The 25,093-nt window shown below is 65.4% G+C and carries 16 protein-coding genes and 2 pseudogenes; 8 read left to right on the top strand and 10 right to left on the bottom strand.

The window, feature by feature from the left end; genetic code table 11:
• Nucleotides 1-51: 51 nt before the first annotated feature.
• Complete coding sequence (locus C3B44_RS10400; RefSeq protein WP_235840497.1) at nucleotides 52-1,227, top strand: FUSC family protein; 1,176 nt, start codon at nucleotides 52-54, stop codon at nucleotides 1,225-1,227.
• A 613-nt stretch (nucleotides 1,228-1,840) separates the two neighbouring features.
• Here C3B44_RS10400 and C3B44_RS10395 read toward each other — a convergent pair.
• From C3B44_RS10395 to speB, 3 genes and pseudogenes are all read right to left on the bottom strand, one after another.
• Nucleotides 1,841-3,208: a YjiH family protein gene (locus C3B44_RS10395; RefSeq protein WP_108432300.1), complete on the bottom strand. Its 1,368-nt coding sequence runs from the start codon at nucleotides 3,206-3,208 to the stop codon at nucleotides 1,841-1,843.
• A gap of 80 nt (nucleotides 3,209-3,288) precedes the next feature.
• Nucleotides 3,289-4,968: pseudogene (locus C3B44_RS10390) on the bottom strand (flavin monoamine oxidase family protein); the annotation flags it as partial.
• Nucleotides 4,969-4,999: 31 nt separating this feature from the next.
• Nucleotides 5,000-5,958: pseudogene (gene speB, locus C3B44_RS10385) on the bottom strand (agmatinase).
• Nucleotides 5,959-6,230: 272 nt separating this feature from the next.
• Between speB and C3B44_RS10380 the strand changes: the two are divergent.
• From C3B44_RS10380 to C3B44_RS10370, 3 genes are read left to right on the top strand one after another with little or no spacing between them, the layout of a single operon-like run.
• On the top strand, nucleotides 6,231-6,992 hold the full coding sequence (locus C3B44_RS10380) for a nitrilase-related carbon-nitrogen hydrolase (protein ID WP_108432298.1): 762 nt from the start codon (nucleotides 6,231-6,233) through the stop codon (nucleotides 6,990-6,992).
• 47 nt (nucleotides 6,993-7,039) lie between these two features.
• Nucleotides 7,040-7,498, top strand: coding sequence for an Lrp/AsnC family transcriptional regulator (locus tag C3B44_RS10375; protein ID WP_108432297.1), 459 nt, complete (start codon nucleotides 7,040-7,042; stop codon nucleotides 7,496-7,498).
• Complete coding sequence (locus C3B44_RS10370; RefSeq protein WP_158268671.1) at nucleotides 7,491-7,931, top strand: Lrp/AsnC family transcriptional regulator; 441 nt, start codon at nucleotides 7,491-7,493, stop codon at nucleotides 7,929-7,931. Before C3B44_RS10375 ends, C3B44_RS10370 begins: the two co-directional genes overlap by 8 nt.
• Nucleotides 7,932-8,439: 508 nt before the next feature.
• On the opposite strand, the gene C3B44_RS10365 is transcribed toward C3B44_RS10370, so the two are convergent.
• Nucleotides 8,440-9,372, bottom strand: coding sequence for a DUF2382 domain-containing protein (locus C3B44_RS10365; protein WP_108432295.1), 933 nt, complete (start codon nucleotides 9,370-9,372; stop codon nucleotides 8,440-8,442).
• A 362-nt stretch (nucleotides 9,373-9,734) separates the two neighbouring features.
• Entirely contained in the window at nucleotides 9,735-10,721 is a 987-nt protein-coding gene (locus C3B44_RS10360; RefSeq protein WP_108432294.1) for a hypothetical protein, read from the bottom strand.
• A gap of 148 nt (nucleotides 10,722-10,869) precedes the next feature.
• Between C3B44_RS10360 and C3B44_RS10355 the strand changes: the two genes are divergently transcribed.
• Both C3B44_RS10355 and purT read left to right on the top strand, forming a co-directional pair.
• A complete protein-coding gene (locus C3B44_RS10355) occupies nucleotides 10,870-12,162 on the top strand; it encodes an adenylosuccinate synthase (protein ID WP_108432293.1) in 1,293 nt (430 codons plus the stop codon).
• A gap of 14 nt (nucleotides 12,163-12,176) precedes the next feature.
• Nucleotides 12,177-13,397: a formate-dependent phosphoribosylglycinamide formyltransferase gene (gene purT / locus C3B44_RS10350; RefSeq protein WP_235840498.1), complete on the top strand. Its 1,221-nt coding sequence runs from the start codon at nucleotides 12,177-12,179 to the stop codon at nucleotides 13,395-13,397.
• 506 nt (nucleotides 13,398-13,903) lie between these two features.
• Here purT and C3B44_RS10345 read toward each other — a convergent pair.
• Nucleotides 13,904-15,274, bottom strand: coding sequence for an FAD-dependent oxidoreductase (locus C3B44_RS10345; RefSeq protein ID WP_108432291.1), 1,371 nt, complete (start codon nucleotides 15,272-15,274; stop codon nucleotides 13,904-13,906).
• Nucleotides 15,275-15,436: 162 nt separating this feature from the next.
• Here C3B44_RS10345 and pta point away from each other — a divergent pair, with 162 nt between their 5' ends.
• Nucleotides 15,437-16,801, top strand: a complete 1,365-nt coding sequence (gene pta / locus C3B44_RS10340; RefSeq protein ID WP_108432290.1) for a phosphate acetyltransferase — start codon at nucleotides 15,437-15,439, stop codon at nucleotides 16,799-16,801.
• A 3-nt stretch (nucleotides 16,802-16,804) separates the two neighbouring features.
• Nucleotides 16,805-18,001 (top strand): acetate kinase, encoded by a 1,197-nt coding sequence (locus C3B44_RS10335; RefSeq protein ID WP_108432289.1) that lies wholly within the window; start codon nucleotides 16,805-16,807, stop codon nucleotides 17,999-18,001.
• Nucleotides 18,002-18,453: 452 nt separating this feature from the next.
• Here the strand turns inward: C3B44_RS10335 and C3B44_RS10330 are convergent, their stop codons facing one another.
• From C3B44_RS10330 to C3B44_RS10315, 4 genes are all read right to left on the bottom strand, one after another.
• Nucleotides 18,454-19,383 (bottom strand): hypothetical protein, encoded by a 930-nt coding sequence (locus C3B44_RS10330; RefSeq protein ID WP_108432288.1) that lies wholly within the window; start codon nucleotides 19,381-19,383, stop codon nucleotides 18,454-18,456.
• A gap of 614 nt (nucleotides 19,384-19,997) precedes the next feature.
• Complete coding sequence (locus C3B44_RS10325) at nucleotides 19,998-22,490, bottom strand: serine/threonine protein kinase (protein WP_199222460.1); 2,493 nt, start codon at nucleotides 22,488-22,490, stop codon at nucleotides 19,998-20,000.
• Nucleotides 22,483-23,526, bottom strand: coding sequence for a glutamate ABC transporter substrate-binding protein (locus C3B44_RS10320; protein ID WP_235840499.1), 1,044 nt, complete (start codon nucleotides 23,524-23,526; stop codon nucleotides 22,483-22,485). Before C3B44_RS10320 ends, C3B44_RS10325 begins: the two co-directional genes overlap by 8 nt.
• The gene (locus C3B44_RS10315; RefSeq protein ID WP_108432286.1) at nucleotides 23,526-25,043 is read right to left on the bottom strand and encodes a hypothetical protein; all 1,518 of its coding nucleotides are present in this window, start codon (nucleotides 25,041-25,043) and stop codon (nucleotides 23,526-23,528) included. Before C3B44_RS10315 ends, C3B44_RS10320 begins: the two co-directional genes overlap by 1 nt.
• Nucleotides 25,044-25,093: the final 50 nt, after the last annotated feature.

Raw genomic sequence — 25,093 nt, 5'->3', positions numbered from 1 at the left:
TCAGTGATTGCCGGGGTTTTTCGTCTGCGGAGTTTGGCTAGTGTGAAGAGCATGGCGAAACAGCGGATGCGGACCAGAGAGCGCCTGCAACAGATCGAAGGATCGGTGCAGGCGCGGCTGAAACGCCTGCGCAAACGCACATTATCCATCCTGCAGGTCTCGGTTGCCGCGGCTGTCGCCTTCTGGGCCGCCCAGACAATACTTGGCCATGAGGTGCCCTTTTTCGCGCCGATCGCGGTGATCATCGTCATCGGTCTCACCGGTGGCGAGCGCGTTCAGCGCGGCATCGAGATGTCGATCGGCTGCGTCCTCGGCGTCCTGGTTGGCGACCTGTTGTTCTTAGGCTTAGGTACCGACTTCTGGCAGATCGGCATCATGATCGCCATCGGCATGTCCGTGGCGTCGTTGTTCTCGAAATCGCCACTCGTGTCCAACCAGGTGGCCATCGGCACCGTGCTCATCGCGACGATCATGCCCCCGGGCGCCGAGACCACCGGCGTCGACCGCACCCTGGATGCGATCGTCGGCTCCGCCGTGGGGCTTCTGACAGTGGCCTTGATCCCGTCCTCCGCGCTCAACCGCGTGCGCCAAGAGGTCGCCAACGTCATGTACCTGGCCTCCTCGGTGCTTAGCGACGTCGCCGACGGGCTCGAAGACGGCAAACGCGAACTCATCCAGGAAGCTCTCGACGAGGTGCGTGGCTCCCAGGCCAGCATCAACGCGATGCTCACCGCCGCGAAGTCCGGCCGCGAATCGGCGAACATCTCGCCGCTGATGTGGAATAGGCGGCGCCTGTACCGCTCGATTGACCGGGTGCTCACGCCCGTCGATAACTGTGTGCGCTCCACGCGCGTGCTGGCGCGGCGCGCCTGGGTGCTCTCGCGCGACGGCGACGAGGTGACCATGCTGCAGGTCAACATCATCGACGAACTCGCCGACATCATGCTCGATCTGGCGAACCTCTTTGAAGCCGGTTCCTCGCTGCACCAGCACGAGGAGATCCCGGATCTGGTCGCACGCCTGCGCGTGCTCGGCGCGCGGGCGGATATGTCAGTAGTAGGCGAGGAGCCCGTCTTGTCGAACTACTCGATCCTCGGGCAGTCACGCTCTTTGATCGTCGACCTGCTGCAGGTCTGCGGCATGTCCGAGGACTCCGCCTTGGCCGTGCTGGCGCCGACGTCGAAGACCCCCGCAGTTCCGCCCGAGATCTGGGACGGGCGGGAGTAGCGCGGGGCCTGTGGAGGGTTGCGGATTCGTGCCAAACGGTGGGTTGCTGGGAGGCTGGTTGATGGGGCGGTAGCGCGTTCGTATGCCTGGTCGAAAGGAGTCGGTCCGAAACGAGTCTCACGAGGTCGAAACCAGTGCTCCTTTAGGGGTTCCTGTTTTCGACCAGCGCTAGCGCAGTATGCGAATGGGGTTGCCCAACCCCGGTCGCGGCCGGTTTCGTGGGGGCTCGCGTGGCACTCGAACACAAACGCTTGAAGGAAGAACCTTGTAGGACGCCAAATCGGGCTATTTTTCGCGCAAATCCTTGTCGGGCGCGCCCTTCAAGCATCTTCCTTTAAGCGTTTGTACAGCGACAAAGCGGGCTCGCGCCGAAAGGGCGCCTGCCTCGTCCTGTCGACTGACTGTCTCACAGCGTGACAAAGCGGACATCATGTTCTCATAGGAGTTTGAATCCTTGTTCCCAATAGTGAACTGACTGATGCCCGCTTTGTAACGCACCTTGAAAACAGAAAAACAAGGAGTGTCACTGCCATCATGCCTGAGACCATCACAACGACACAACTCGTCGACGGGCTTCTCTTGTGAGGCGGGCGCGGGGGACGTCGATAAGCGATCAGTAGAACAGGTGGGCCATCGCCACGATGACCGGTAACGTGATGACGGTGCGAAGCAGGAAGATCGCCACCAGGTGGTGGAAACGCACCGGGATCCGCGAGGCCAGGAGTATGCCGCCGACCTCAGACATGAAGATTAGCTGCGTGATCGACAGGGCACCGATGATAAACCGGGTGATCTCCGCGTCGATGGAAGCAGCGAACGCCGCCGGCAGCAGCATGTCCGCGAAACCGATCAAAAGGGTGCCGGAGGCTGCCTCGGCCTCCGGGACCTGCATCAGCTCCAGCACGGGGACGAACGGGGCGCCAAGCCAGGTGAACAGAGGCGTGTGCTCGGCGAGCATCACCGACACGGTGCCAATCGCGAGGACGCCCGGGACCACCACGATCCACATTTCCAACACGTTGGAAAGCCCGTTGCGGATCACAGAGCTGAGGCGCACCTCAGAACCGCGCTGCACGCCGTTGGTCCAGGCCCGGCGGAGCATGCCGTGCTGCGGCCGGGTTTCGTCCTCCGGTTTCGGGGTGACGCCTTCGGCGTACTCGTCGGGAATACGGGTCAGCGGCGGGATACGCACCATGATGATCCCGGCGATGAACCCCGCGACCACGATGGTGAGGTAGAACCGCAGGAACATGTGCTGCAGGTCGAGGTATTCGAGGATCACCACGGTGAAGGTGACCGATACGATGTTGAAGGTGGTGCCCAGCACCGCCGCTTCGCGCTTCGTGTAATAGCCCTGCACATACTGCTGGTTGGCCATCAGCACGCCGATGGAGCCATCGCCTAGCCAGGAGCTCAGCCCCACCACCGAGGAGCGGCCGGGCAGGCGAAACAGCGGGCGCATCAACCGGGTCATCAGCGCGCCGACGAAGTCCAGCAGCCCGAAGCTCAGTAGCAGCGGCAACAGCAACCCGGCCAGCAAGAAGACCGACACCAGCACCGTGGCCAGATCGAGGATCACCATGCCGGTGTTTTCGCCCCACACCTCCTCCGGGCCGATTTGTATGACGATCAGCACCGCGAGGATCAGCCCGACGACGCGCACCGCCATCCACGCCCAGCCGATGTCGAAGAGGGTGCGGCCCAAGCGGGTGTCGAGGAAGGCGGGCCGTGCCGTCCACCAGAGCAGGCTGCCGAGCACGGAGATCGCCACCAGGACAATGATTGCCCAGGACACGATGCTGCCGAGGGCCGTCGTCAGGGAGTCGGAGATCAGGGCGATGGGGATGCCCAGGGAGCCGGCGCCGTCGGGAACCGGGATCATGAAGATCAGCACGCCCAGCAACGAGGGCAGCAAGAACCACAAGATGCTGGATGTCCGGGAACGGGTGGTGGTCGTCGACGACGTCGAGCCCTCACTCATCGGATACCGTCCTTCGTAGTATTCGACACCGCCGCAGGATCAGTCGTCGCGGCCTTGTCTACGTTGTTGTCACTGTTGTCGAGGCGCACCGGGCGGAGTTCGTCGAACAAATCGCCCGGTCCGGGGTTGGCGGGTGCGGAGGGACCGCCGAGGTGGCGCACCACGCCCCACACGGCGTTTAAAGCGGTAGTGACCGCCCCCTCCGCCCAGCCGGCGGTGAAGGAAATATCGTCACCGGCAAGGAAGATTCCGCGCTGGTGGTCGTCCAAGTCGTCTTGGACGAAGTGGCTGAACAGCCGTTCCTGGTACCGGTAGTGGCCAGGCAGGTTGTTCTTGAACGCGCCCATGAAGTTCGGATCCGACTCCCAGGACACCGTGATCGGTTCTCCCACGATGTGGGAGCCGATGTCCAGGCCGGGGTAGATCTTGTGTAGCGAGTGCAGCATCGTTCGGGTGCGTTCGGTGGCATCCAGAGACAGCCACTTCAGTGCGTCGTCGTTCCAGGTATAAGACAGGAGTATAGCCGCGGGCCTGTTCGGACCCTCGTCCAGGAGGTACGTCGCGCGGGGAAGGCGGTCGGTCAGCGTCATCGACATCACCGGCCGTCCCGTGTCCGGGTCAATGTCGCGCCAGAAGGGCCGGTCGACCATCACGAAGGTCTTCGAGGAGAGCATGTAGTGGCTCTTTTCGATCGCGGTCCACATATCGGCGCTGAACAGGGACTCGTCGGTATCGATCCGGCTAGACAGCAGCCAGGACTGACACGTCACGACGGCGGCGGCGTATTCCCGGGTGCGTCTCCATTTCTCCGTGATGCGGAACCCCGCGGGAGCCCCTGAGCCCGCTGAGCCTTCGGCGCGGTGGATGCCGGTGACCGCGCCGCGCGGGGCGCCGTCGTGAAGCGACGCCAGCGAGGTGCCGGCCGGCCAGTGCACCAGATCGGCCGGGGTGTGCTCCCAGAGCTCCAGGGGCAGGCGCTGTGCTCCGCCGACGATGCCGCGGTGGTGGTCGTCGGCGTCGGTAAACACCACGCGCAGCACTTCCAGGATCGAGTTTGTGAAGTCGGTGTCCCAGCCGCCGGACCCGAAGCCGACCTGGCCGAAAGTCTCCAGGTGCTCGAAACTCAACTCCCGGAACGCCTTCGACGACGAGAGGAACCCATAGAACGAAGTGTCGTCGTACTTCGCCACCAACTCGTTCCACAGCCTCTTCAGCGTGTGGGTATCCCGGGCGCGGATGGCGTCCTGGATGGCGTCGATCTCGGCGTCTTCGGTGAGAGCCTGCTTCCAGGCCTCGGCGACCTCCTGGTAGAACTCGGGAAGATCTTCCGGAGATTCGGCGTAGACCGTCTTGTTCTTCAACTCCACCATGGTGGAGGGAGTGACCTCGGCGAGGGGATTCGGGAAAGCGCGGGTCTTGAGGCCCAGCTGGTCGACGTAGTGGTAGAACGCCCGGCCGGAGGTGGGAAAACGCATCCCGCCTAAGTCGACAACGACCTCGTCGTTGCCGTTGAACGCCTGGGACTTCAGCCGACCGCCGATGGCGCCGGCCTCATAGACGACGGGCTTCAGGCCCATCTTCATCAGCTCGTAGGCGGTGACCACCCCGGCGAGCCCGGCGCCAATGACCGCCACCTCGGTGCCGTAGGCGGATTCCGGAACAGAACCCAGCCCGGCCGGGTGCGCCAGGTAGTGGTCGTAGCTGAAGGGGAAATCGGGGCCGAGCATGGTCAGCGGCGAAGAAGCGGGCGAAGCGGTCATGGTGGGCCTTTCGATGTGTTAGCTCGTGGTGTCAGCGCAGTGAATGATTCATGGCGGAGATGAGTTCGTAGACCACGTGGCTGGCGGCGATGCCGGTCAGCTGGGCGTGGTCATAGGCAGGGGCCACCTCCACGACGTCGGCGCCGACCAAGTTGAGATCCGCCAGGCCGCGCACCACCCTAAGGATTTCGCGGCTGGTCATTCCGCCGGCTTCGGGAGTGCCGGTGCCCGGGGCGTGGGCGGGGTCAACCACGTCGATGTCGATGGAGACATACACGGGGCGATCGCCCAGCCGGGCCCGGATGCGGTCGATCGCTTGGGCGATGCCGTGTTCCTCGATGTGGACGCTGCTGGTGATCTGGAAGCCGAGCGTTTCGTCGTCGATAAGATCTTGTTCGCCGTAGAGCGGGCCGCGCGTGCCCAGGTGGGCGCTGGCGGTGAGATCGATGAACCCTTCCTCCGACGCGCGCCGAAACGGGGTGCCGTGCGTGATGGGGGCGTTGAAGTAGGTATCCCAGGTATCGAGGTGCGCGTCGGCATGCAGCACAGCCACCGGGCCGTGTTTTTCGGCCATGACCTTCAGCATCGGGTAGGCGATGGTGTGGTCGCCGCCGATGCACACCAAGCGGTCGGCGCGCTCCAAGAGTGCGCGGGCGCCGTCGGCTATCTGGGTGATGGCCTCGTCGATATTGAAGGGGTTGGCCACGATGTCGCCGGCGTCGGCCACCTGGGCGACGGCGAACGGGGAGATGTCCAGCGCCGGGTTATAAGGACGCAGCAACCTGGAGGACTCGCGCACGTGGGAGGGGCCGAAGCGGGCGCCGGGCCGGTAGCTAACGCCTGTGTCGAAGGGCACCCCGGCCACTGCGATGTCGGCGTGGCCGACGTCGTCGAGCGTCGGCAGTAGGGCGAAGGTGGCTGGCCCGCATAGCGGGGAGTCTGCGATGAGTCGCGCGGGCCGATCGGCTCGGGCGTGGGCGGGACGGTCATAGGGCCTCCTCACTCAAAAATGTGACGCGCTGCACAATTATGTGCAATGGGTATTAAGCGCTGCGTGGAGCCCTGGCAATGGTGCGTGACGACGTGGAGCGTGGCTTTCGCAGCGGGTTTGAGGTGATATCGCACCATAGTGTTGACCACAACGCATGCCGGATGGCGGGCCGCGAAGGATCTGTCGGTTGTGGTGGTCATTTGCGCCGAATTCGCCTTGGTATGTCCTCGGCGGCCTCGCCGGGGCGGCGGTTTGCTGGATAATAGGGGCCATGAAAATCGCGGTGTTCCAGGGCAGGGCCGAGCCGACCCAGATCGAGCGCAATCTGGGCGTGATCGAGGTGGCGGCTGCCGACGCCGCCGAGCGCGGCGCCGCGCTGCTGCTCACCCCAGAACTCCTCCCGGTGGGATACGCGCCGCGACGCATACGCGGCGGCATCAGCGCAGGTGACGTCGCCGAAGCCCACCTCAAGCTGGAAGAGATCGCGCGTACCCACCGGATCGCCCTGGCCTATAGCCTGCCCGGGGAGGAGGCCCCGGCATCTCGCGGGATTACCGCCACCCTGGTGGATGCCACGGGCACGCGCCGGGCGCACTATCAGAAGGTGCACCTGTTCGGCGAAGATGAGAAGGCCGCGTTTCGCTCCGGGATGGCGCCTCCTCCGGTGGTGGATCTCGACGGGCTGCAGGCGGGCCTGGCGGTCTGCTACGACATCGAGTTTCCGGAGATAGCCCGGGCGGCGGCCACCGCCGGGGCGCAGTTGCTGCTCGTGCCTACCGCCTTAGCCGGCGACGTACCGGAGATCCCGCAAATGCTCATCCCCGCTCGGGCGCTGGAGAATCGGATGACGGTGGCCTACGCGAACCACGTGGGGGTCGAGGACGGCCTGGACTTTGCGGGGCGCAGCGTGGTGGCCGGCCCGGATGGTGGTGTTCTCGGCGCGCCGGATCCCGGGCTGCTCGTCGTCGACGTGTCTGCTCCCACGACGCCGGGTCCGGAGGAGCCGTGGTACCTGGAGGACCTGCGCCCATAAGTCTATAGCGGCTGGTCGAGCGCGGGTTTGGGGCGGAAAGAGGGGCTATGAAGCGAGATCTCGACGAGGCCCTCATCCAAGCCCTGCGGGAAGACGGCAGGGCCACCTACCAGGAGCTGGCCACCCGCCTCGGGGTGCAGCGCGCTTTGGTCTCTGCTCGGGTGCGCGCCCTAATCGATTCGGGCGAGGTCCGGATCGTGGCTGCCGCCGACCCGGCTTTCGTGGGCGATCGCGCCCTCGCTCATGCCTCGATCACCGGGCATGGCGATCTCCGCGAACTGACCGAACGACTGTGCGCGCGGAGCGAGATCCCTCTCGTATCGGCGACGTCGGGGCCGATGGACATCGTCGCCGAGATCCGCGCGAGCGATCAGATGGCCCTGCGTGAGACGGTGCGCTGGATCCGCGGGCTGGCTGGGGTCGATACGGTGCGGATAAACGTATACACCGACGTTTGTGCGCGGCACCTTCTCTTCGCACTTCACCGGGACGGCGAGCGTGGATAGCATTGATGCCGCGCTCATCGAGCACCTGCGCCGTGATGGCCGCGCCAGCTACCGGGATCTGGCCGAGAAGGTTCGCCTCTCCCAGACCGCCGTTCGCGCCCGGGTGCACCAAATGCTGGAAGAACGCATCCTGAAAATCGGCGCGGTGATTCGCCAGGACAGCGACTCGACCCGGGTGAAGGTGGGCGTCGGGCTGAACCTCGGCGGCGATGAGGCCGCCGTGCTGGACGTGCTGGCGGAGAGGCCGGAAGTCGAATTCACTGCTCGGACGCTGGGTGGCTACGATCTTATCGCGACGGTCGTCGGGACCTCCCCGCGCGAGCTTTTCGCCCGGCTGCGCCGCCTCGACGCCGTTAATCGCATGACCACCTGGTTCCACCTGCACACCGTGAAAGAGGACTACGGGCAGTCGATCTCTGGGCTGCGTGGCTGAGGGGTGGTGTTTCGGCTTGTGGGGCGTCTGTGTGGCTGAGCTGTGTGCATGTTGCGCCTGCGCTGGTCGAAATCAGGTGCTCCTAAACGAGTCCCGCGAAGTCGAAACCAGTGCTCGTTTCGACCGGTTGTTTTCGACCGGGAGGCGTGGTTAAACGCCGTTAAGGTACTGGTGGGGTGGATGGGGCGTGAGCGTGGATTGTGGTGGTTCCGGTGTGGTGGCATGCCTCCCGTTCGTCTCCCCGGCCAACCCGCACGCATGTTGCGCTTGCGCTGGTCGGAAGGAGGTGTCCCTAAAGGAGTCCCGCGCGGTCGAAACCAGTGCTCGTTTCGACCGGCTGCTTTCGACCAGCGCAAACGCACCATGCGCCCACCACGAACACAACCGCGAACGCAACCACGCACACAGCCAAAACCCCACCAAAACACGGAAAAACCCCTCACCACAAGCGGTGAGGGGCCCTTCGCTATGACCGTAAGCCGACCTTAAGCCGGAGAGCTTAAAGAGCTTACTTCTTGTCGAGGTTGTCGGTGCCCTCGGACTCGATGCGCTCCTTGGCGACGTCCTCGGTGACAGTCTCGGTGTCCTGGATGGTCTCCTTGTTCAGGTTGACCTTCTCGACCGGGACGGACTCCTTGGAGACGTTCACGCGCTCCCCGTGCAGGGTGACGGAAGCCTCGTCGTTGTCGCCAACCTTCTGGTTGGTGATGTTCTTGGCTTCTTCCTCGGAGATCGGGGTGCGCTCGACGGAGACCTCTTCGCGCTCGACCGGGACCTCGACGGTCTCGGTGTCGTGCACGGTGTACTTGCGCAGGCGGACCTCGCCAGCGTCCTGCTTCTCCTTGTCGACCTTCAGGCGCTCCTCGGAGCGGATCATCTCGCCCTCGTTGGTGGTGTTCCCAGCGGCCGGCTCGGTCTCGGTTTTCTCAGCAGCGGCCTTCTCGGCGGCGACCTTGTCCTCAGCGGCGTGCTCGCCGTGGGTCAGGTCGTGCTCGCGGTTGGCGTCGGCAGCGGCGCCACCGGCAACGCCCGCACCGGCACCGGCGACACCTGCGCCAGCGGCGCGGTTGTTGCTGCCCTCGGCGTTGGCTTCACGACGATCCGCCTCGTAGTTCGTGCGGTTCTCGGAGTTCTCCAGGCCGTAGTGGCGGTACAGGCTCTCCTGGTCCTCGTTGGACAGGTGAGCGTCACCGTCGACGTTCGGGGCGTCCTTGATGCGGTCCTTCTGGAAAGCCAGGCGCAGCTCGTCGCCCTCGAAGGAGTGGCCACGCAGCGGGACCAGCGAGGAGCTCATGCCGAACAGGCCGTGGTTGACCTCGATGAAGTCCGGCTGGCCGGAAATGTCGTTGATGAAGACTTCGTTGACGCTGCCGAGCTTCTCGCCGTCGACGTCGTAAGCGGTAGCGTCCAGCAGTTCGCGGATCTGACGGTTGTTGGCCATTGGAATTGTCCTTTCCGTTGAAGTTTGTCTGGAGAATTCCCAGATGGTTCTTTTTGTGGGCCGCCCCGCTATCGGAGCGAGCGACACCGTCCATCCTAGGGATGTTTCGCAACTGCTGCATTGACCGAACGTGTCTGTCTCCGCGGCGGTGGTGAACTGGGTGGCGCCGATCGAAAGCTACAGGTATAAGTGCGCGGTGAAATCTTAAATCGTCGAAAAATGCCCTTTGCGCTGCACTTCAGGTGACCCGATCGATAAGTCCAAGCGCATAAAACGACCGCGCGTTTAAGGCCAACATGAACGCAACCTTTCGGGCATATTGCCGGCCTATAACGATCCCGTAAAGTGTTAGCTATCTCACATTAGGCGGGGCGGGCGATTTGTAGGTCGCGCAGGTGTCGATAAAACGTCACCCGATCCACCGGCCGCTTAGCCTCCACCCCGTCGACCGTCACGAGCATCCGGTTGCCGCCCGCCTGGAGTGCGCGCCCGTAGGTCGTTGTGCGCGGATCGACCCCGCCGGTCGGCGCCTCAGCCGCGGAGACCAACCATCGCAGCGCCGGGGTCTCATAAAAGCTCTGTGCCTGCTGCGGTCCGATGCTGTCGACGACCCGGTCGCTCAGCCGCGCGCGCAAGCCTCGGCGCGAGGAACCAGAACCGGAACCCGCGGGCGGCGTCATGATGCGTAGGGCGGCGATGCCGGGGGCGCCGATCGTTGGCACCAAACGAGCCCCGAACTGGCTGAAGAAGCGCACGTTGGCGGGCCGGATCTGCTGCTGGACGAGGGTGGTGTCGTCGACGATGATCTCTCCTTCGAAGGCGCCGCCGTCGGAGTGCGTGACCGTCGCTACGCCTGCGACCACCACACCTTGGTCGTTGCGGATCACCGGCACCGGCTGCGGGCGCCCGCGCAGCGCCAAGGCCAGCTGGCCGGGCCGGGCGCTCGGCAGCGACCAGTTCGTCGCCGCCGCCGACGTGGGGTCAGTGGGCACGTAGCCGACCGGCGCCCAGAGGTAATCGCCGCGCATCATGCGGGTGAGTACGGCGCTGAGTGCGGCGTCGTCACCTGCGACGACCACCCGCAGCTCCTCCTCGGGCGACTGCGGCGGCGGTCCCGGCTCCCCGAGGTGGGAGACGTCCGGGCGCTGCGCGATCTCGTCGAGCGACGGCGTGGGATCGTGGGGGAGGACCTCGTGGGCGAGCTCGTCGAGAAACCGCAGTTCCTTGCGGTGAGGGCGGGCGTCGAGCTGGTGGATCGTGACCGTGGCCGTGGGCGCGGCGAGCGCGTCCAGATCGGCGCGCGCGGGCAGGTGGGCCGCGGAACCGCAGGCCAGGTAGGCGATACGCATAGGTTTTAACGTACCGGGGGAGTGGGGGCGGGTGGGAACCAGGCGTCGAGAATTTCGGTCGAAGCCTGCGGCCACTAGGATGAGTGGGCGGTTAGCAGGGGCCGGCGACAGGCGCCCAAGCCTCGGAGAATTATTCGGGAAGTGACACATGGCTGCAATCGTGATCGTCGGTGCCCAGTGGGGCGACGAAGGCAAGGGCAAGGCCACGGACATCCTTGGCGGGCGGGTGGATTACGTCGTCAAGCCCAACGGCGGTAACAACGCCGGGCACACCGTCGTCGTCGGTGGGGAGAAATACGAGCTGAAGCTGCTGCCGGCCGGCATCCTCTCGGAAAACGCGACGCCGGTGTTGGGCAACGGCGTGGTCATCAACTTAGAGGCGCTGTTCGAGGAGATCGACGGCCTCGAGGCCCGCGGCGCGAACGCCTCCGAGCGCCTCAAGGTCTCCGCGAACGCGCACCTCGTCGCGCCCTATCACCAGGTGCTCGACCGCGTGCACGAGCGGTTCCTGGGCAAGCGCGCCATCGGCACCACCGGCCGCGGCATTGGTCCGACGTACGCGGACAAGGTCGCCCGCATCGGCCTGCGCGTGCAGGATGTTTTCGACGAGTCGATCCTGCGCCAGAAGATCTCTTCGGCGCTCGACGTCAAAAACCAGATGCTGGTGAAGATGTACAACCGCAAGGCCATCGAGGTCGAGGAGGTCGTCGAGTACTTCTTGAGCTTCCGCGAGCGCCTCGAGCCGCTCGTCGTCGACAGCGAGTACCTGCTCAACACGGCTCTCGACGAAGGCAAGCACGTGCTCATGGAGGGCGGCCAGGCGACGATGCTGGACGTCGACCACGGCACCTACCCGTTCGTGACCTCCTCGAACCCTTCGGCCGGGGGCGCGTGCGTCGGCTCCGGTATCGGGCCGACGAAGATCACCAGCTGCCTGGGCATCATCAAGGCGTACACCACGCGCGTGGGTGCTGGTCCGTTCCCGACCGAGCTTTTCGACAAATGGGGCGAGCACCTCCAAAACGTCGGCGGCGAGGTCGGCGTCAACACCGGCCGCAAGCGCCGCTGCGGCTGGTACGACTCGGTGATCGCCCGCTACGCCAGCCGGGTCAACGGTTTTACTGACTATTTCCTCACCAAGCTGGACGTGCTCACCGGCATCGGCGAGATCCCGATCTGCGTGGCCTACGACGTCGACGGCGAGCGTTTCGACGAGATGCCCACCAGCCAGACCCAGTTCCACCACGCGGAGCCCATCTTCGAGACCATGCCCGCCTGGGACGAGGACATCACCGGCTGCACCACCTTCGACGAGCTGCCCGAGAAGGCCCGCGACTACGTGCTGCGCCTCGAAGAGCTCTCCGGCTGCCGGATCTCGTATATCGGTGTCGGCCCGGGCCGCGACCAGACCATCGTGCGCCACGACGTCCTCGCGTCCTAAACTGGACTGTCACCATGTACCCACATCCCCCGATCGAATCCATCGGCACGCCTATGTCGGGCAACGCCACGACCGTGTTGCTGCTCGGCTCGGGTGAGCTCGGCCGCGAATTAACCCTGTCCTTCCAGCGCCTCGGCCTCGAGGTCCATGCCGTAGACCGTTATGCGGACGCGCCCGCCCACCAGGTAGCCCAGTATCAGTACGTCGCCGACATCTCCGACACCGACCAGGTCCGCTCCCTGATCCGCCGCATTAGGCCCGACTTCATCGTCCCCGAGATCGAATCGGTCGCCGTCGACGCGCTCATCGAGATCGAAGAGTCCACCGGCGTGCACGTCGTGCCCTGCATCCGCGCCTGCGCGCTGACGGCTCGTCGCGAAGGGATCCGCTCGGTCGCCTGCGACGGACTTGGCTTGCCGACGACCGCCTATGCCTTCGCCACCACCCTGGAAGAGTTCCGGGAGGCGTGTGAGGAGCTGGGCTATCCCTGTGTGGTCAAGCCGGCCGTGTACACGTCGAGCATGCGCCACGTCTTGGTCGAATCGCCCGAGGATGTCGAACGCGCCTGGGGGCAGGTCTACCGCCCGACCGACCGGGGTGAAGACGCGATCGTCGTCGAGCGCTTCGTCGACTTCGACGCCGAGATCACCATCCTCGCCGTGCGCTCCATCGACCCCGCCACCGGTGAGCTGGCGACCTGGTTCAGCGAACCGATCGGCCACCGCCACCACCAGGGCGCGCTGATTGAGTCCTGGCAGCCCATCGAGATCACCGAGGACGCGATGGACAACGCCCGCTCCGTCGCCGCGCGCATCACCAACGCGCTGGGCGGACAGGGTGTGTTCGGTGTCGAGCTGTTCATCGCGGGTGACGAAGTCTACTTCTCGTCCGTCTCCCCACGCCCACACGACACCGGCATGGTCACCCTCGGCACGCAACGGTTCTCACAGTTCGACCTGCACGCCCGCGCCATCCTGGGCCTGCCTATCGACGTCACCCTCACAAGCCCCGGCGCCTCCGCGTTCCTGCTCGCCGAAGAGTCCTCTCGCAACGTCTCCTACTCCGGGATCAACAAGGCGCTCTCGGTCGCGGAGACAGACGTCCGCCTCTTCGGCAAACCCACCGCCTACCCCGGGCGCGCGATGGGGGTGGTGCTCACTACCAGCGAGACCGTCGACGGAGCCCGGCGGGCCGCGCGCGACGCCGCCAGCATGGTGGAGATCCGGACGCGGTAGGGCTGGGTTTTCGGGACTGTTGGGGTGCGGTTGTGGTGCCATGCGTCTCACTGGTGCTGTCGTTTCTCGACGGGCGCCTGTTGCGCTAGCGCAAGACGAACGCGGGCTAACCGGAAGCCTGTAGGCGCCCGGGAGCTCCACCTCAGTCCACGCACCAACCCCATCCGTCACAGCAGAAACTTAAACGCCGTTTAACGCGTTTAGTCAGACGCCTGGTCGAAATCACCCCCATAGAAAGGAGCCCCACGCGGTCGAAACCAGGACTCCTTTAGGGGTGATTCCTTTCGACCAGCGCTAGCGCTGCATGGCAGGCAAACCTAAAAGGTCGCGCAAGCCCCACAGAAGAAACCGACGAGACGGATAAAAAGACTGGCCGGCGACCCTAACCGCCCGTCCGCCCAAGCTCTCGTGTTGCGCTACAGTATCATGGACGAACAGCGCAGAACGCTCAGCTCACCAGCGAAAACGCAGCCACCGCAAACGCGAGCCCAAAAGCAAGCCCAAACCTACTCCGTAATATCCTGCGGTCCGGAGTACTTCAGCATGTCGTCCCACTCGACGATCTTTTTGCGCTCGCGACCTTCGGCTTCGCCGGCGGCGCGTTCGGCGTCATCGAGGCGGTGCCAGCCGGCCCAAGTGGTGATCGGGTGGTCGGATTCCTCGAAGAAGGCTGCGACGTCTTTGCGGGTCCGCTTCGGAGCGGGGGTGAGTTTCTGGGCGCGGTAGTCGTCGAGAAGCATGGTGATGGTGTCTTTGGCGTCGGACTTGGTGTTGCCGATCAGCCCGACCGGTCCCCGCTTGATCCAGCCGGTGGTGTAGAGGCCGGGGACGGGGGTGCCGTTGACGTCGTTAAGTACGTGGCCGCCGTCGTTCGGGATGACGGAGGCGTGGTGGTCGAAGGGGACGTCGCGCACGCCTTCGGGGCGGTAGCCGACGGCCCGGTAGACCTGCTGGACGTCCCAGGTGTGGAATTCGCCGGTGCCGGTGACCCCACCGTTGCCGTCGAGCTCGGTGCGCTCCGTCTTCAGGCCCACAACCCGGCCATCGGAGCCCAGCACCTCGACGGGGGAGTGGAAGAGGTGGATGTAGATCTTGTGCGGGGCGTTCTTCGGCTCGCGCATGGCGTAGCCCTCGAGGATCTGACAGACCTGGTCGACGGCCTTCTTCTCGCGGCGGGCGGTTTCGGAGGCGGCGTCGTAGTCGATGTCCTCGGGATCGACTATGACCTCGATGTTCTCCGAGTAGTCGAGCTCCTTGAGCTCCTGCGGGGTGAACTTCACCTGCGCGGGCCCGCGGCGGCCGAAGATGTGCACCTCCTTGATGCGGGAGGCGTTGAGGGATTCATAGACGTTGTCGGGGATTTCGGTGACGTGCAGCTCATCGGCGGTTTTCGCCAGGATGCGGGCGATGTCGAGGCCCACGTTGCCGACGCCGATCACCGCGACCTTCTCCGCATCCAGGTCCCAGTCGCGGCGGAAGTTCGGGTTGCCGTCGTAGAAGCCGACGAACTCGCCGGCGCCGTGGGTGCCCTCGAGATCCATGCCGGGGATGTCGAGGTCGCGGTCGGCGGTCGCGCCGGTGGAGAAGACGATCGCGTCGTAGAACTCGCGCATCTTCTCGACGGTGATGTGCTTGCCCACCTCCACGTTGCCGATGAGCTCGATCTTCTCGTTTTCCAGCACCCGGTGCAGGCTGCGCACGATGCCCTTGATGCGCGGGTGGTCCGGGGCCACGCCGTAGCGGATGAGTCCGAACGGGGCGGGCATCTTCTCGTACAGATCGACCTCGATGTTGACGTCCGACTTCACCAAGAGGTCGGAGGCGTAGATCCCGGCGGGGCCGGCGCCGACGACTGCGATACGTACGTGGCTGGACATGGGTTGGTAGTCACGACCTTTCTCAACGGGTGCTCATCCCAGAGTTTCCCCCAGTGTACTTGAGGTGCGCTGCGTAAATACCTGCACGGTGCGGGCCGCTTTGGCAGACTGGGAAGAGCACTGCTCAGTCAAGGACAACTCTAAGGAAGGGCCCGCACTGTCATGTCCGCCAATTCATCCGTGCTGCTGACCGTCGTCGGTCGCAACTTCGATGGTCTCGACGTCGACGCAATCGCCACCCAACGCGGCCTTACGCGCACCAACATCAACGATCTTGGGAGTAACGTCGCCGAGGTGCTCGAGGCGGTCGGGGAGATCGGCGGACAGCTGTTCGTCGGTTCCGGCAACCAGGTTCTCGACGCCAAGTCCGCCGCCGCACTCGGCGTGCCGATGGTGGTCAGCTACGACCGCCCTGGCCCGCACGTCGATATCTATGTGGCGGAGTCGGAGAGGTCCGGCACGGTCGTCGCCGAGGCGTGCGACGCCGAGCGCACCCCGGCGGCCGTCGCGGCGGCGCAGGATATCGAGGTCAAGCCGTACATGTCGCCGTCCGTCTTCAAGCATGGGCTGGCTGAGCAGGCCCGCACGACGGGCGCGCACATCGTGCTGCCCGAAGGCGAGGACGACCGCATCCTGGAAGCCGCCCACGAGGTGCTGGAATCCGGCATCGCGCGGCTGACCATCCTGGGCGATCCCGATGACATCCGCGCCCGCGCCGAAGAAAAGGGCCTGGACATCTCGGGCGCTGACATCATCAACCACGAAACCTCCGAGCTGCGCGAGGAGTTCGCCGCCGACTTTGCCGAGCTGCGGAAGCACAAGGGCGTCACGCTCGAGCAGGCGCGCGAGACGATGCAGGACATCTCGTACTTCGCCACGATGATGGTGCACAAAGGACTTGCCGACGGCATGGTCTCCGGCGCCGCCCACACCACCGCGCACACCATCAAGCCGTCGTTCCAGATCATCAAGACGGTGCCCGAGGCCTCGGTCGTCTCCTCGATCTTCTTGATGGTCATGCGCGGGCGCCTCTGGGCGTTCGGCGACTGCGCCGTCAATCCCAACCCGACGGCCGAGCAGCTCGGCGAGATTGCCGTCGTCTCCGCCCGCACCGCCGCCCGTTTTGGTATCGACCCGCGTGTGGCCGTGTTGAGCTACTCCACCGGTGCCTCCGGCGCTGGCCCCGACGTCGAGCGGGCGGTGCAGGCCGTCGCAAAGGCGCGGGAGCTCGACGGCGAGTTGCTTGTCGACGGCCCGCTCCAGTTCGACGCCGCCGTCGACAAGGGAGTCGCCGCGAAGAAGATGCCGGACTCCGAGGTCGCCGGCCAGGCCACCGTCTTCATCTTCCCGGACCTCGAGGCCGGCAACATCGGCTACAAGACCGCCCAGCGCACCGGTGCCGCCCTCGCCGTCGGCCCGATCCTGCAGGGACTGAACAAGCCGGTCAACGACCTGTCGCGCGGCGCGACAGTCGCTGACATCGCCAACACCATCGCCGTCACCGCTATCCAGGCAGGAAAGAAGTAAACCATGTCCTATGTACTCGTGATCAACTCCGGCTCCTCGTCGATCAAGTTCCAGATCGTCGACCCCTCCGCCGGTGCCACGGACACCCCGTTGGTCTCGGGGCTCGTCGAGAAGATCGGTGAATTCCGCGGCGGCCTCACCATCAAGCACAACGGCGAGAAGCACGAGCACGTGCTGACGATCCCCAACCACACCGCCGGCTTCAAGCGCGCCTTCGCGGAGCTCGACCGCCTGGGCTGCGGCCCCACCCAGCTGGACATCAACGCCGTGGGTCACCGCATCGTTCACGGCGGCACCATCTTCTCGGAGCCGGTGCTTCTCGACGAAACCGTCGTCTCCACCCTCCGCGAACTCATCCCCCTCGCCCCGCTGCACAACCCGGCGAACATCGACGGCATCGAGGTCGCCCGCCGCCTGCTTCCGAACCTCCCGCACGTCGGCGTCTTCGACACCGCCTACTTCTCTGACCTGCCGGATTCGGCGGCGGTCTATGCGATCGAGAAGTCGCTGCGCGAGGAATACCACATCCGCCGCTACGGCTTCCATGGCACCTCGCACGAGTTCATCGCCGGCGAGCTGCACAAGCAGTTCGACCAGCCCGCCGAGGAGATCAACCACATCACGCTGCACCTCGGCAACGGTGCCTCCGCCTCGGCGGTGCGCGGCGGCAAGCCCATCGACACCTCGATGGGCATGACCCCGCTCGAAGGCCTCGTCATGGGCACCCGCTGCGGTTCCATCGACCCCGGCATCATCTTCCACCTCTACCGCGAGGTCGGCCTGAGCATCGACGGTATCGACAAACTGCTGAACAAGCGCTCCGGCATGAAAGGCCTGGCCGGCTCCAACGACTTCCGCGACATCCACCAGATGATCAAGGACGGCAGCCAAGACGCCCAGCTCGCCCTCGACGTCTACGTCACCCAGCTGCGCCGCATCCTCGGTTCCTACATGATCCAGCTCGGGCGCGTCGACGCCATCGCGTTCACCGCCGGCGTCGGCGAGAACGACCCCGTGCTGCGCCGCCTCGCGCTCGCCGACCTGGAGAACTTCGGCGTCAAACTCGACGACTCGCGCAACGAGAGCGTCGGCGAAGGCGTCCAGCTCATCAGCACCGACGACTCGCCCACCCGCGTCTACGTCGTGCCCACCAACGAAGAGCTCGCCATCGCGCAGAAGGTCGACCGGTTGGTGGGGTAGGCGATTTCGCGGGTTTGCGTGGTGCTTCGCGGACGCTTGACCTGCGGTTTTGCTTGCTTGCTTTCTGCTGAGGGCGGGTTTGGTGCTGTTTTCGTCGCCTGGTCGAAAACAGCCACCCCTAAAGGAGTGCTGGTTTCGACCGCGCGAGAGCCCTTTCTATGAGGGTGAATTCGACCAGCGCTAGCGCAACATGTTGGGTTGGTGCGTGGGATGCGAGGCGTGGGTAGTCAGTTGCCTCACTAGTCACGCTTTTCCCAGCAGTCTCACCGGGAGTCCATGAAAGCCGGTTCGGCCGTCCGCGCACTCACCTGGTCGAAAGCAGCCGCCCCTAAAGGAGTGCTGGTTTCGACCGCGCGAGAGTCCTTCCTATAGGGGCGCTTTTGGCCAGCCCTATCGCAACATGCAAAACGCGCCACCACAACACCCAGAACCCCCGGCACCAGCCTCGCGCTCTACGCCCCGAGTCCGAGCCCGCGCCCGCGAGCCAGGGCGCCGCGCAGCATCTCGATGAGCGGTACTGTCCCATCCGGGCGTTCGATCAGATCGTCACGTTCGACGCGCAGCACCCAAAAACCGCGGTTTTGCAGGTCTTTTTCGCGTTTGCGTTCCATGCGCAGCACATCGTCTGTCTTTCCGAAGGTGGTGCCGTCGTACTTGAAGGCACCGTCGACTTCGACGATGATGTGGTCGTCGATGAGCATGTCGACCCTGTGTGCGCCGATCTTCACCTGCGTGCGGACGGTGCACTCGAGGTCGGACTGCAGGATCAGTACACGCGCCCAGGACTCCAGCGGGCTTTCGATGCCGGGGCGTGCGAGGTGAAAGACTTCGCGGACGGCTCGGGAGCCGGGGTGCGGACGGCCGAAAGCGCTGTGACGGAGCGTCTCGAGGCTGAGGTGGGGGTGTCGGTGTAGCACGCCTTCGAGAGCAATGACGCGGGCGATGATGCCTTCCCAGCGTGTGATGTCGAGAATCGTGCGAGCGAGGGTGGTTACCCGCACGCCCCGGACCTCGATGATGTGCTCCTTCGGCAACGCCGCCGAGTGATAGCGACGCCCCGGCGGCACGAGATGCGGCGCCGGCTGCTTCCCGGATGGCAGCGTCAGATCGATGGGCCCGTCGTAGCTGAGGACGGGCAGCCCGTGTAGGAGAGCGGCGGCTACTCCGCTGACCACCGCCTTATCGACGGTCTTCCCCACCGCCATCGCCATCGCCGTCGCGCGTTGCCACGGCGGCAGTTCCTCATAGCGATCCGCCGGCATGGCGATTTCGCCGGTCAGCCGGATGAGCTTACCCTCGTGCAGTTGTTGGTAGACGAAATCATTGCTGAGCTTGACTTTGCGAAGCTCCAAAAGCTTGAAATGTGCGGTCCAGTTATGCATGGCCTCATCCTTGCGTATGTGCGCCCATGACCGCTGGCACTGCTGTCGCACCTGTGGATAACCGGTCGATTGGCGCGTTTCTGCCGATCGTTATCCACAGCTTTCCGAACTTCGCTTGCCGACGGACCCTCCGTACGCTCTAATCAAAACTTCGGCAGGCAACAAGAGGCCGTGAGTGCCTGCCCGCACCCCACATCCCGCCCGTCGGCCCCACATGCCGCGTTAACGCTGGTCGAAAGCGCCCCTATAGAAAGGACTCTCGCGCGGTCGAAACCAGCACTCCTTTAGGGGCGGCTGCTTTCGACCAGGTGAGTGCGCGGACGGCCGAACCGGCTTTCATGGACTCCCGGTGAGACTGCTGGGAAAAGCGTGACTAGTGAGGCAACTGACTACCCACGCCTCGCATCCCACGCACCAACCCAACATGTTGCGCTAGCGCTGGTCGAATTCACCCTCATAGAAAGGGCTCTCGCGCGGTCGAAACCAGCACTCCTTTAGGGGTGGCTGTTTTCGACCAGGCGACGAAAACAGCACCACACCCGCCCCCAGCAGAAAGCAAACAAGCAAAACTCCAGTTCAAACGCCCCCGAAAACAACCAAAACCCGAACCAACCCTAAAACCACGTCCGCGGACGGACGCGGTTTGCCATGTCCACGAGCGCGTACCGGTGCCGCGCGGACGGCGCGATGCGCGCCTGCATCCGCAGCGTGTCGGAGAGCCCCTGGCGCAGGCCGGTCTGCGTGAAGGGGTATTCGAAGAGGTTGTTTTTGCTGGCCGCGGATTCGACGCCCGCGCTTTGGAGGAACTCGAGGCCGGCGGACATGACGGCGATTTTGATCTGTAGGTAGCGGGGCTCGTTGGTGGGGATCTCGTCGAGTCGGCGGGCGGCGCGGCGGATGCGGGATTCGGTGAGGCTGGTGGAGACGAGTTCGAGGATCGTCGTGAGTTTGGCCATCCGGTGGTGCCGGGAGGACTGGGGGACGCGGTCGAGCGCTTGGACGGCGAGTTCGGTGAGTGATTCGGCGATGAGCTGGCGGGAGAGCCCGAAGGCGCTGGAGACCGTGGTGGGGTTGGTGGCCCAGACCATGCCGTAGAGGCGCATGGCGTGGAAGCGCAAGAGTTCGGGTTCGGTGGTGACGTGGGACCAGATGTCTTCGTCGGGGTAGTGGGCTTCGAACTCGGCGAAGAACTCGTTGTCGAGGTTGGAGAGGTTGCCGCCTAGGCCGGCGACCACGCGGGCGAGTTTTTCGGGCAGTAGTCCGGTGTGGTGGGAGTCGGTGGCTTGGAGCATGAGCTCGTCGACCGCCGCTAGGGCGAGCTTCGGGGCTGGTTCGCCGGGCAGGATGGAGAGCACTTCGTTGAAGTGGCGTTGGGCGGAGGCGAGGTCGTCGAGAAGCAACGAGGTCACGCCGGAGTACCACTGGTAACGCCAGTCCGTGCCCAGCTTCTCCGAGAGCGTGCCGAGCCACTTGCGGGCCTGCGACGTCAGCCCGAGCTCCAGCATCGCGCGCACCACGCCGAGGGGGATTTCGGCGGATTTTTCGTATTCCTCGGTGCGCATGGCCTGGCGGAGGGTTTCCAGGGCTTCCTGGGGTTCGGTGTAGGAGAAGCCGGAGAGCATGGGGGCGCCGACGTCGGAGCGGTCGAGGAGTGGGGTGGGGATGGCGTCGACGACCTCGTCGGAGGTGATCGTGATGGTGCGGTCGATGCCGTCGATGAGCTGGTCGGTGCGGAAGACGAGGTGTTTGGTGCCGAAGGTCGTACGTTGCGGCGAGAACAGCGAGTGCTGGGCGGGGTGATAGTCGCCGTCGCGCAGCGCGATGACCTCGCGCAACACCCCGTAGAGCTGGGTGGAGAGCTCCTCGATGGAGCGGAAGCGCTGCTCGGGATCCGGGTGGGTGGCGCGCTGCAGCAGCCGGTAGAACGACAGGTAACGACGCAGCGTCGGCTCCTGCGACGGCGACGGCAGCCCCGGCTTGTACACTCCGTCTTCGCGCGGCAGGTCGATGGTCAAGGCGGCGAGCGTGCGCCCGATCGTGTAGATGTCGCTGGCCACGGAGGGGCCATGCGTGGCGACGTCCGGCGCCTGGAAGCCCTTCGTCCCGTAGATATAGCCGAACGCGCCGATCCCGCTGACGGCCCCGAGGTCGATGAGTTTGACTTGGTCTTCGGTGACGATGATGTTGTCCGGCTTGAGATCGTTGTAGACGACGCCGCGCGAATGCAGGTAATCGAGGGCTGGCAGGACCTCGAGGATGTAGCCGATGGCGATGTCGATCGGCAAGAGGTGGCCTTCTTGCGCGTTACGCCGCGCCCGCAACGAGGGCCCGCCGACGTATTCCATGACGATGAAGCCGCCGGGGACGCGCTCGTCGTCAATGAAGTTGTAGATCTTCACGATCCCGGGATGCGTGATGCCGGCGAGGAACTCGCGCTCGGCGCCGGCGGCGGCGGTCTCGTCCTTCGAGGACTCCGACTGCATCCCCTTGAGCACCACGAGCCGCCCGGAGACGAAGTGATCGTAGGCGAGGTAGATCCAGCCCATGCCGCCGTGGCCGATCACGCCGAGGATCTCGTACTGCTCGGCGACGATATCGCCCGGATTCAGCTGCGGCAGCGGGACGCCGGGCTTCTTCGCGTCCTCCGGATCGCGCAGCGCCTTACTCGGCGGGGTGGGCGGGATGAACGGCAGGTGCACCATGCCGTCGGCCACGGGCCGGGCGTGGCGCGCCGTGCCGTGGCGGGAGCGGAAAGTTGACAGCGCTTCTCGACGGGCGCGTTCCGACGTCTCCTCCTTCGACGCTTGCGCACTGCCGCCCTTATCCCGCAGGTTGCCTAAGTCTTTGAGGAGGCCGGCGATGTCGCCGACCTCTTCGTCGTCAAGCTCTTCTTCGTCGTCATCATCGGCGAAGGGGTCGAAGGCGACGGCCTCGGTGCCGGGGTCGGCGGCGTGGTCGACGGCGCCGGTGGGATCCTCGGCCTCGTCGGCGAAGGGGTTGTACTGCACGGCCTCCGTGCCGCCGGATTCGCCGTCCTCGTAGGAGTCGTCGTCGGCGGCATAGGGGTCGTATTCGACGGCCTCGGTGCCGGTGGATTCCTCACTCATCGTCGGGCTCCTCCCGATAGTCGGGTGCGGGCATCGTGGCGTGCGCCAGGGTGCCACCGAACCACTCGTTGTAGAGCCTTTGCCAGGTGCCATCGCGATCGATGCGCTCTAAGGTGTCGTTGACCTGGCGAACCAGCCCGGCGGAGCCATCGGCGGCGTCGGTGCCCTCGGTATCGCTGGGGTGCCGAATGGCGATGCCATAGTGCTCGTTGCTGGCGGGCTCGCCGACGATATGCGTCGACGGGTCCTGGTCGGCTATGCCCGCGAGGATGGTGTCGTCGGTGATGATGGCCTCCACCTGGCGCTGCTGGAGCGCGAGCAGACAGTCGGGCCAGCGGGTGACCTTGAGAATATCGGAGTTCGGCGCCAGCGTACGCACCCGATCGAGGGTGGTCGAACCGGCGGAGGCGCACACCCGCAGCCCGGGCAGATCGGAGTAGTCCTCGATGCCGGAGTTCTCGTGGACGAGCATGCGCGTCGAGGCCTCGAGATAAGGCGCGGAGAACTGCATCTCCTCTTGCCGGTCGGCCGTGATGGTGGTGGTACGGATGATGAGGTCGACGACGTCGTTGCGAAGCACCTCCGTGCGCTCCGGGGAGGAGACGAAGCGGAAGTCCACCGCATCCGGGTCGCCGAAGATGTCGCGGGCGATCTCCCGGCCGAGCTCGACCTCGAAGCCCTCGAGCGCCCCGGTCAGCGGGTTGCGATAGGACAGCCGGTTCTGCGCCTGGTCCACGCCGATGCGGATGCGGCCGCGCTCGAGGATCTCCGGCACGCGCTCGGCGGGCTCGGCGTCATCGGGGGCGAGGGTGCCCTCGAGGTCGTCGGTGTCGATGTCGTCGGCGGCGACGGTGCCCCAGTACTCGATCTCGGCGTCCTCGGGCAAGGGGAAGCCGGCGTCGGTGGACTCCGGCTCGGGGATCCCGCCGGCCGAGGCGACGTCCGGGGCGGAGGCGAAAGGATCGAGTGTCGACGAGCAGCCCGCCAGCACCACCGCGCAGGCGGCGACGGGGACGAGGACAAGGCGGCGTTTCATCACAGGTACTCCTGGAGTCGGGCACGGATGCCGAGCCACACGCTGAGCACCGCCGCGAACGCGAGGACCAGCACCACGGTGGCGACGGCCGTGGTCGCGTTGAGACCGTCGGCGATGAAGGTGCGCATGGCTAGGCGGGCGTCGTCGATAAGCTTGCTCAGCGAGCGATCCAGCCGGGCGGCTGCGGCGGCGCTGGTGGGCTCGCCGTCCTCGCTGACCTCGAGGGTGGTGGCGAGATGCGCGGCCTCGTCATAGTCGCCGTTGTCGATGGCGACCTCGAAGCGCGCGTGCGCGCTATCCCAATCGTCGAGCGCCTGGCGGGCGGCCTCGACGTTTCCGGCCGAGGCCGCCGGCGTGCGCATCGACGGGGTGCCGATCCAATCGAAGCGGCTGGCCTCCGCCGAGTCGATGACGCGCTCCATGTCATCGAGCGCCTCCGTGACGCCGGCGCTCATGGCGTCGAGGGACTCGCGGGCCTCGGTGGAGCTCTCGCGGCGCAGCAGAGTCAGCGTCTCGCGGGTCTGCGCCTGCTGCGCGAGGATGCGCGAATTCGTCAGCGAATCCCACGGCTGGGACGCCTCCTGGAAGCCGCGGAAGCCGGCCTGCCAGGTCATGAAGTTCGACGTGGAGACCCACAGCGTGGCCACCACGATGCACACGGTAGCGAACAAGAAACCGCGGTTGAGGCGCCGGCCGGTGGTGCGCCACAGCCACCACTGCGCCAGCACCAAGAACATGATCGCCGCCACCAGTCCGGACAGCGGAATCCACTGCGGGGTGGTGAGCTCTTCCTGCTGGGCGGCGACCTGGTTGCTGGTGGTCTGGAACAGCTCCGAGGCCGCGGGCAAAAGCTCGTTGCGCATGAGAGCCGAGGCGTTCGCCATATAGGTCACGCCGATGGGATGGCCCTCGCGGGCGTTGGTACGCGCGATTTCCACCATCGCGGTATACACCGGCAGATCGCGCTGGATCTCGGTGACGAGCTCGCCGATGCGCGGATCGCCCTGCTCCACGCCCGTGGCCGACTGGGTGGCGGCCACCGCGGCCCGGTCGATCGCCGAGTAGTAGCGATCCAGCGCGTCCTCCGAGGTCGTGCCGGAGCGCACGAAACTGCTGGTCGCCTCCGAATCCGCGAGCGAGAGGTTCGTGTACAGATTATGCGCGGCATAGCTAAGTGGCTCGGTCTCGGATAGGAGGACGTCGAGATCCTCCTGGCGCTGGGCGGAGGAATCGGACATGGAGTAGCCGGCGGCGATGATCGCCACGGACAGAAGCACCGTGATCCCCGCCATCTTGCCCGGGGTGGTGGCCAAAAAGTTGTAGATGGTGCGCAAACGGCCGAGCGGGCCGGCGAGCCCGTCGGTGAGCGCCCGGCGCCAGCGGGGGCGGGTGTCACTGTCCTCGTGGAGCTCGGCGGCGGGCGTGTAGGCGTCGAGCCAGGCATCGCCCGACGCGGACGGATCCTCGGCGGGCGCTTCGGAGCCCGTCTCACCGCGTTTCGACTGCACACCGGTCATTGGTTCACTCTAACCCGCCCGGTAGCCCTTACGCCACGGGTGCGGGGCGA

The organism is Corynebacterium yudongzhengii, from assembly GCF_003065405.1.
Taxonomy (GTDB): domain Bacteria; phylum Actinomycetota; class Actinomycetes; order Mycobacteriales; family Mycobacteriaceae; genus Corynebacterium; species Corynebacterium yudongzhengii.
The sequence above is the reverse complement of the archived record's forward strand: the minus strand, read 5'-3'. Positions and strand labels throughout refer to the sequence as shown.

Bases quoted from the DNA above. Each gene is read 5' to 3' on its own strand.
- C3B44_RS10400 (WP_235840497.1), top strand. From the start codon at position 52: ATGGCGAAACAGCGGATGCGGACCAGAGAGCGCCTGCAACAGATCGAA.
- C3B44_RS10395 (WP_108432300.1), bottom strand. From the start codon at position 3,208: ATGAGTGAGGGCTCGACGTCGTCGACGACCACCACCCGTTCCCGGACA.
- C3B44_RS10380 (WP_108432298.1), top strand. From the start codon at position 6,231: ATGAAAATCGCGGTGTTCCAGGGCAGGGCCGAGCCGACCCAGATCGAG.
- C3B44_RS10375 (WP_108432297.1), top strand. From the start codon at position 7,040: ATGAAGCGAGATCTCGACGAGGCCCTCATCCAAGCCCTGCGGGAAGAC.
- C3B44_RS10365 (WP_108432295.1), bottom strand. From the start codon at position 9,372: ATGGCCAACAACCGTCAGATCCGCGAACTGCTGGACGCTACCGCTTAC.
- C3B44_RS10360 (WP_108432294.1), bottom strand. From the start codon at position 10,721: ATGCGTATCGCCTACCTGGCCTGCGGTTCCGCGGCCCACCTGCCCGCG.
- C3B44_RS10355 (WP_108432293.1), top strand. From the start codon at position 10,870: ATGGCTGCAATCGTGATCGTCGGTGCCCAGTGGGGCGACGAAGGCAAG.
- purT (WP_235840498.1), top strand. From the start codon at position 12,177: ATGTACCCACATCCCCCGATCGAATCCATCGGCACGCCTATGTCGGGC.
- C3B44_RS10345 (WP_108432291.1), bottom strand. From the start codon at position 15,274: ATGTCCAGCCACGTACGTATCGCAGTCGTCGGCGCCGGCCCCGCCGGG.
- pta (WP_108432290.1), top strand. From the start codon at position 15,437: ATGTCCGCCAATTCATCCGTGCTGCTGACCGTCGTCGGTCGCAACTTC.
- C3B44_RS10335 (WP_108432289.1), top strand. From the start codon at position 16,805: ATGTCCTATGTACTCGTGATCAACTCCGGCTCCTCGTCGATCAAGTTC.
- C3B44_RS10330 (WP_108432288.1), bottom strand. From the start codon at position 19,383: ATGCATAACTGGACCGCACATTTCAAGCTTTTGGAGCTTCGCAAAGTC.
- C3B44_RS10325 (WP_199222460.1), bottom strand. From the start codon at position 22,490: ATGAGTGAGGAATCCACCGGCACCGAGGCCGTCGAATACGACCCCTAT.
- C3B44_RS10320 (WP_235840499.1), bottom strand. From the start codon at position 23,526: ATGAAACGCCGCCTTGTCCTCGTCCCCGTCGCCGCCTGCGCGGTGGTG.
- C3B44_RS10315 (WP_108432286.1), bottom strand. From the start codon at position 25,043: ATGACCGGTGTGCAGTCGAAACGCGGTGAGACGGGCTCCGAAGCGCCC.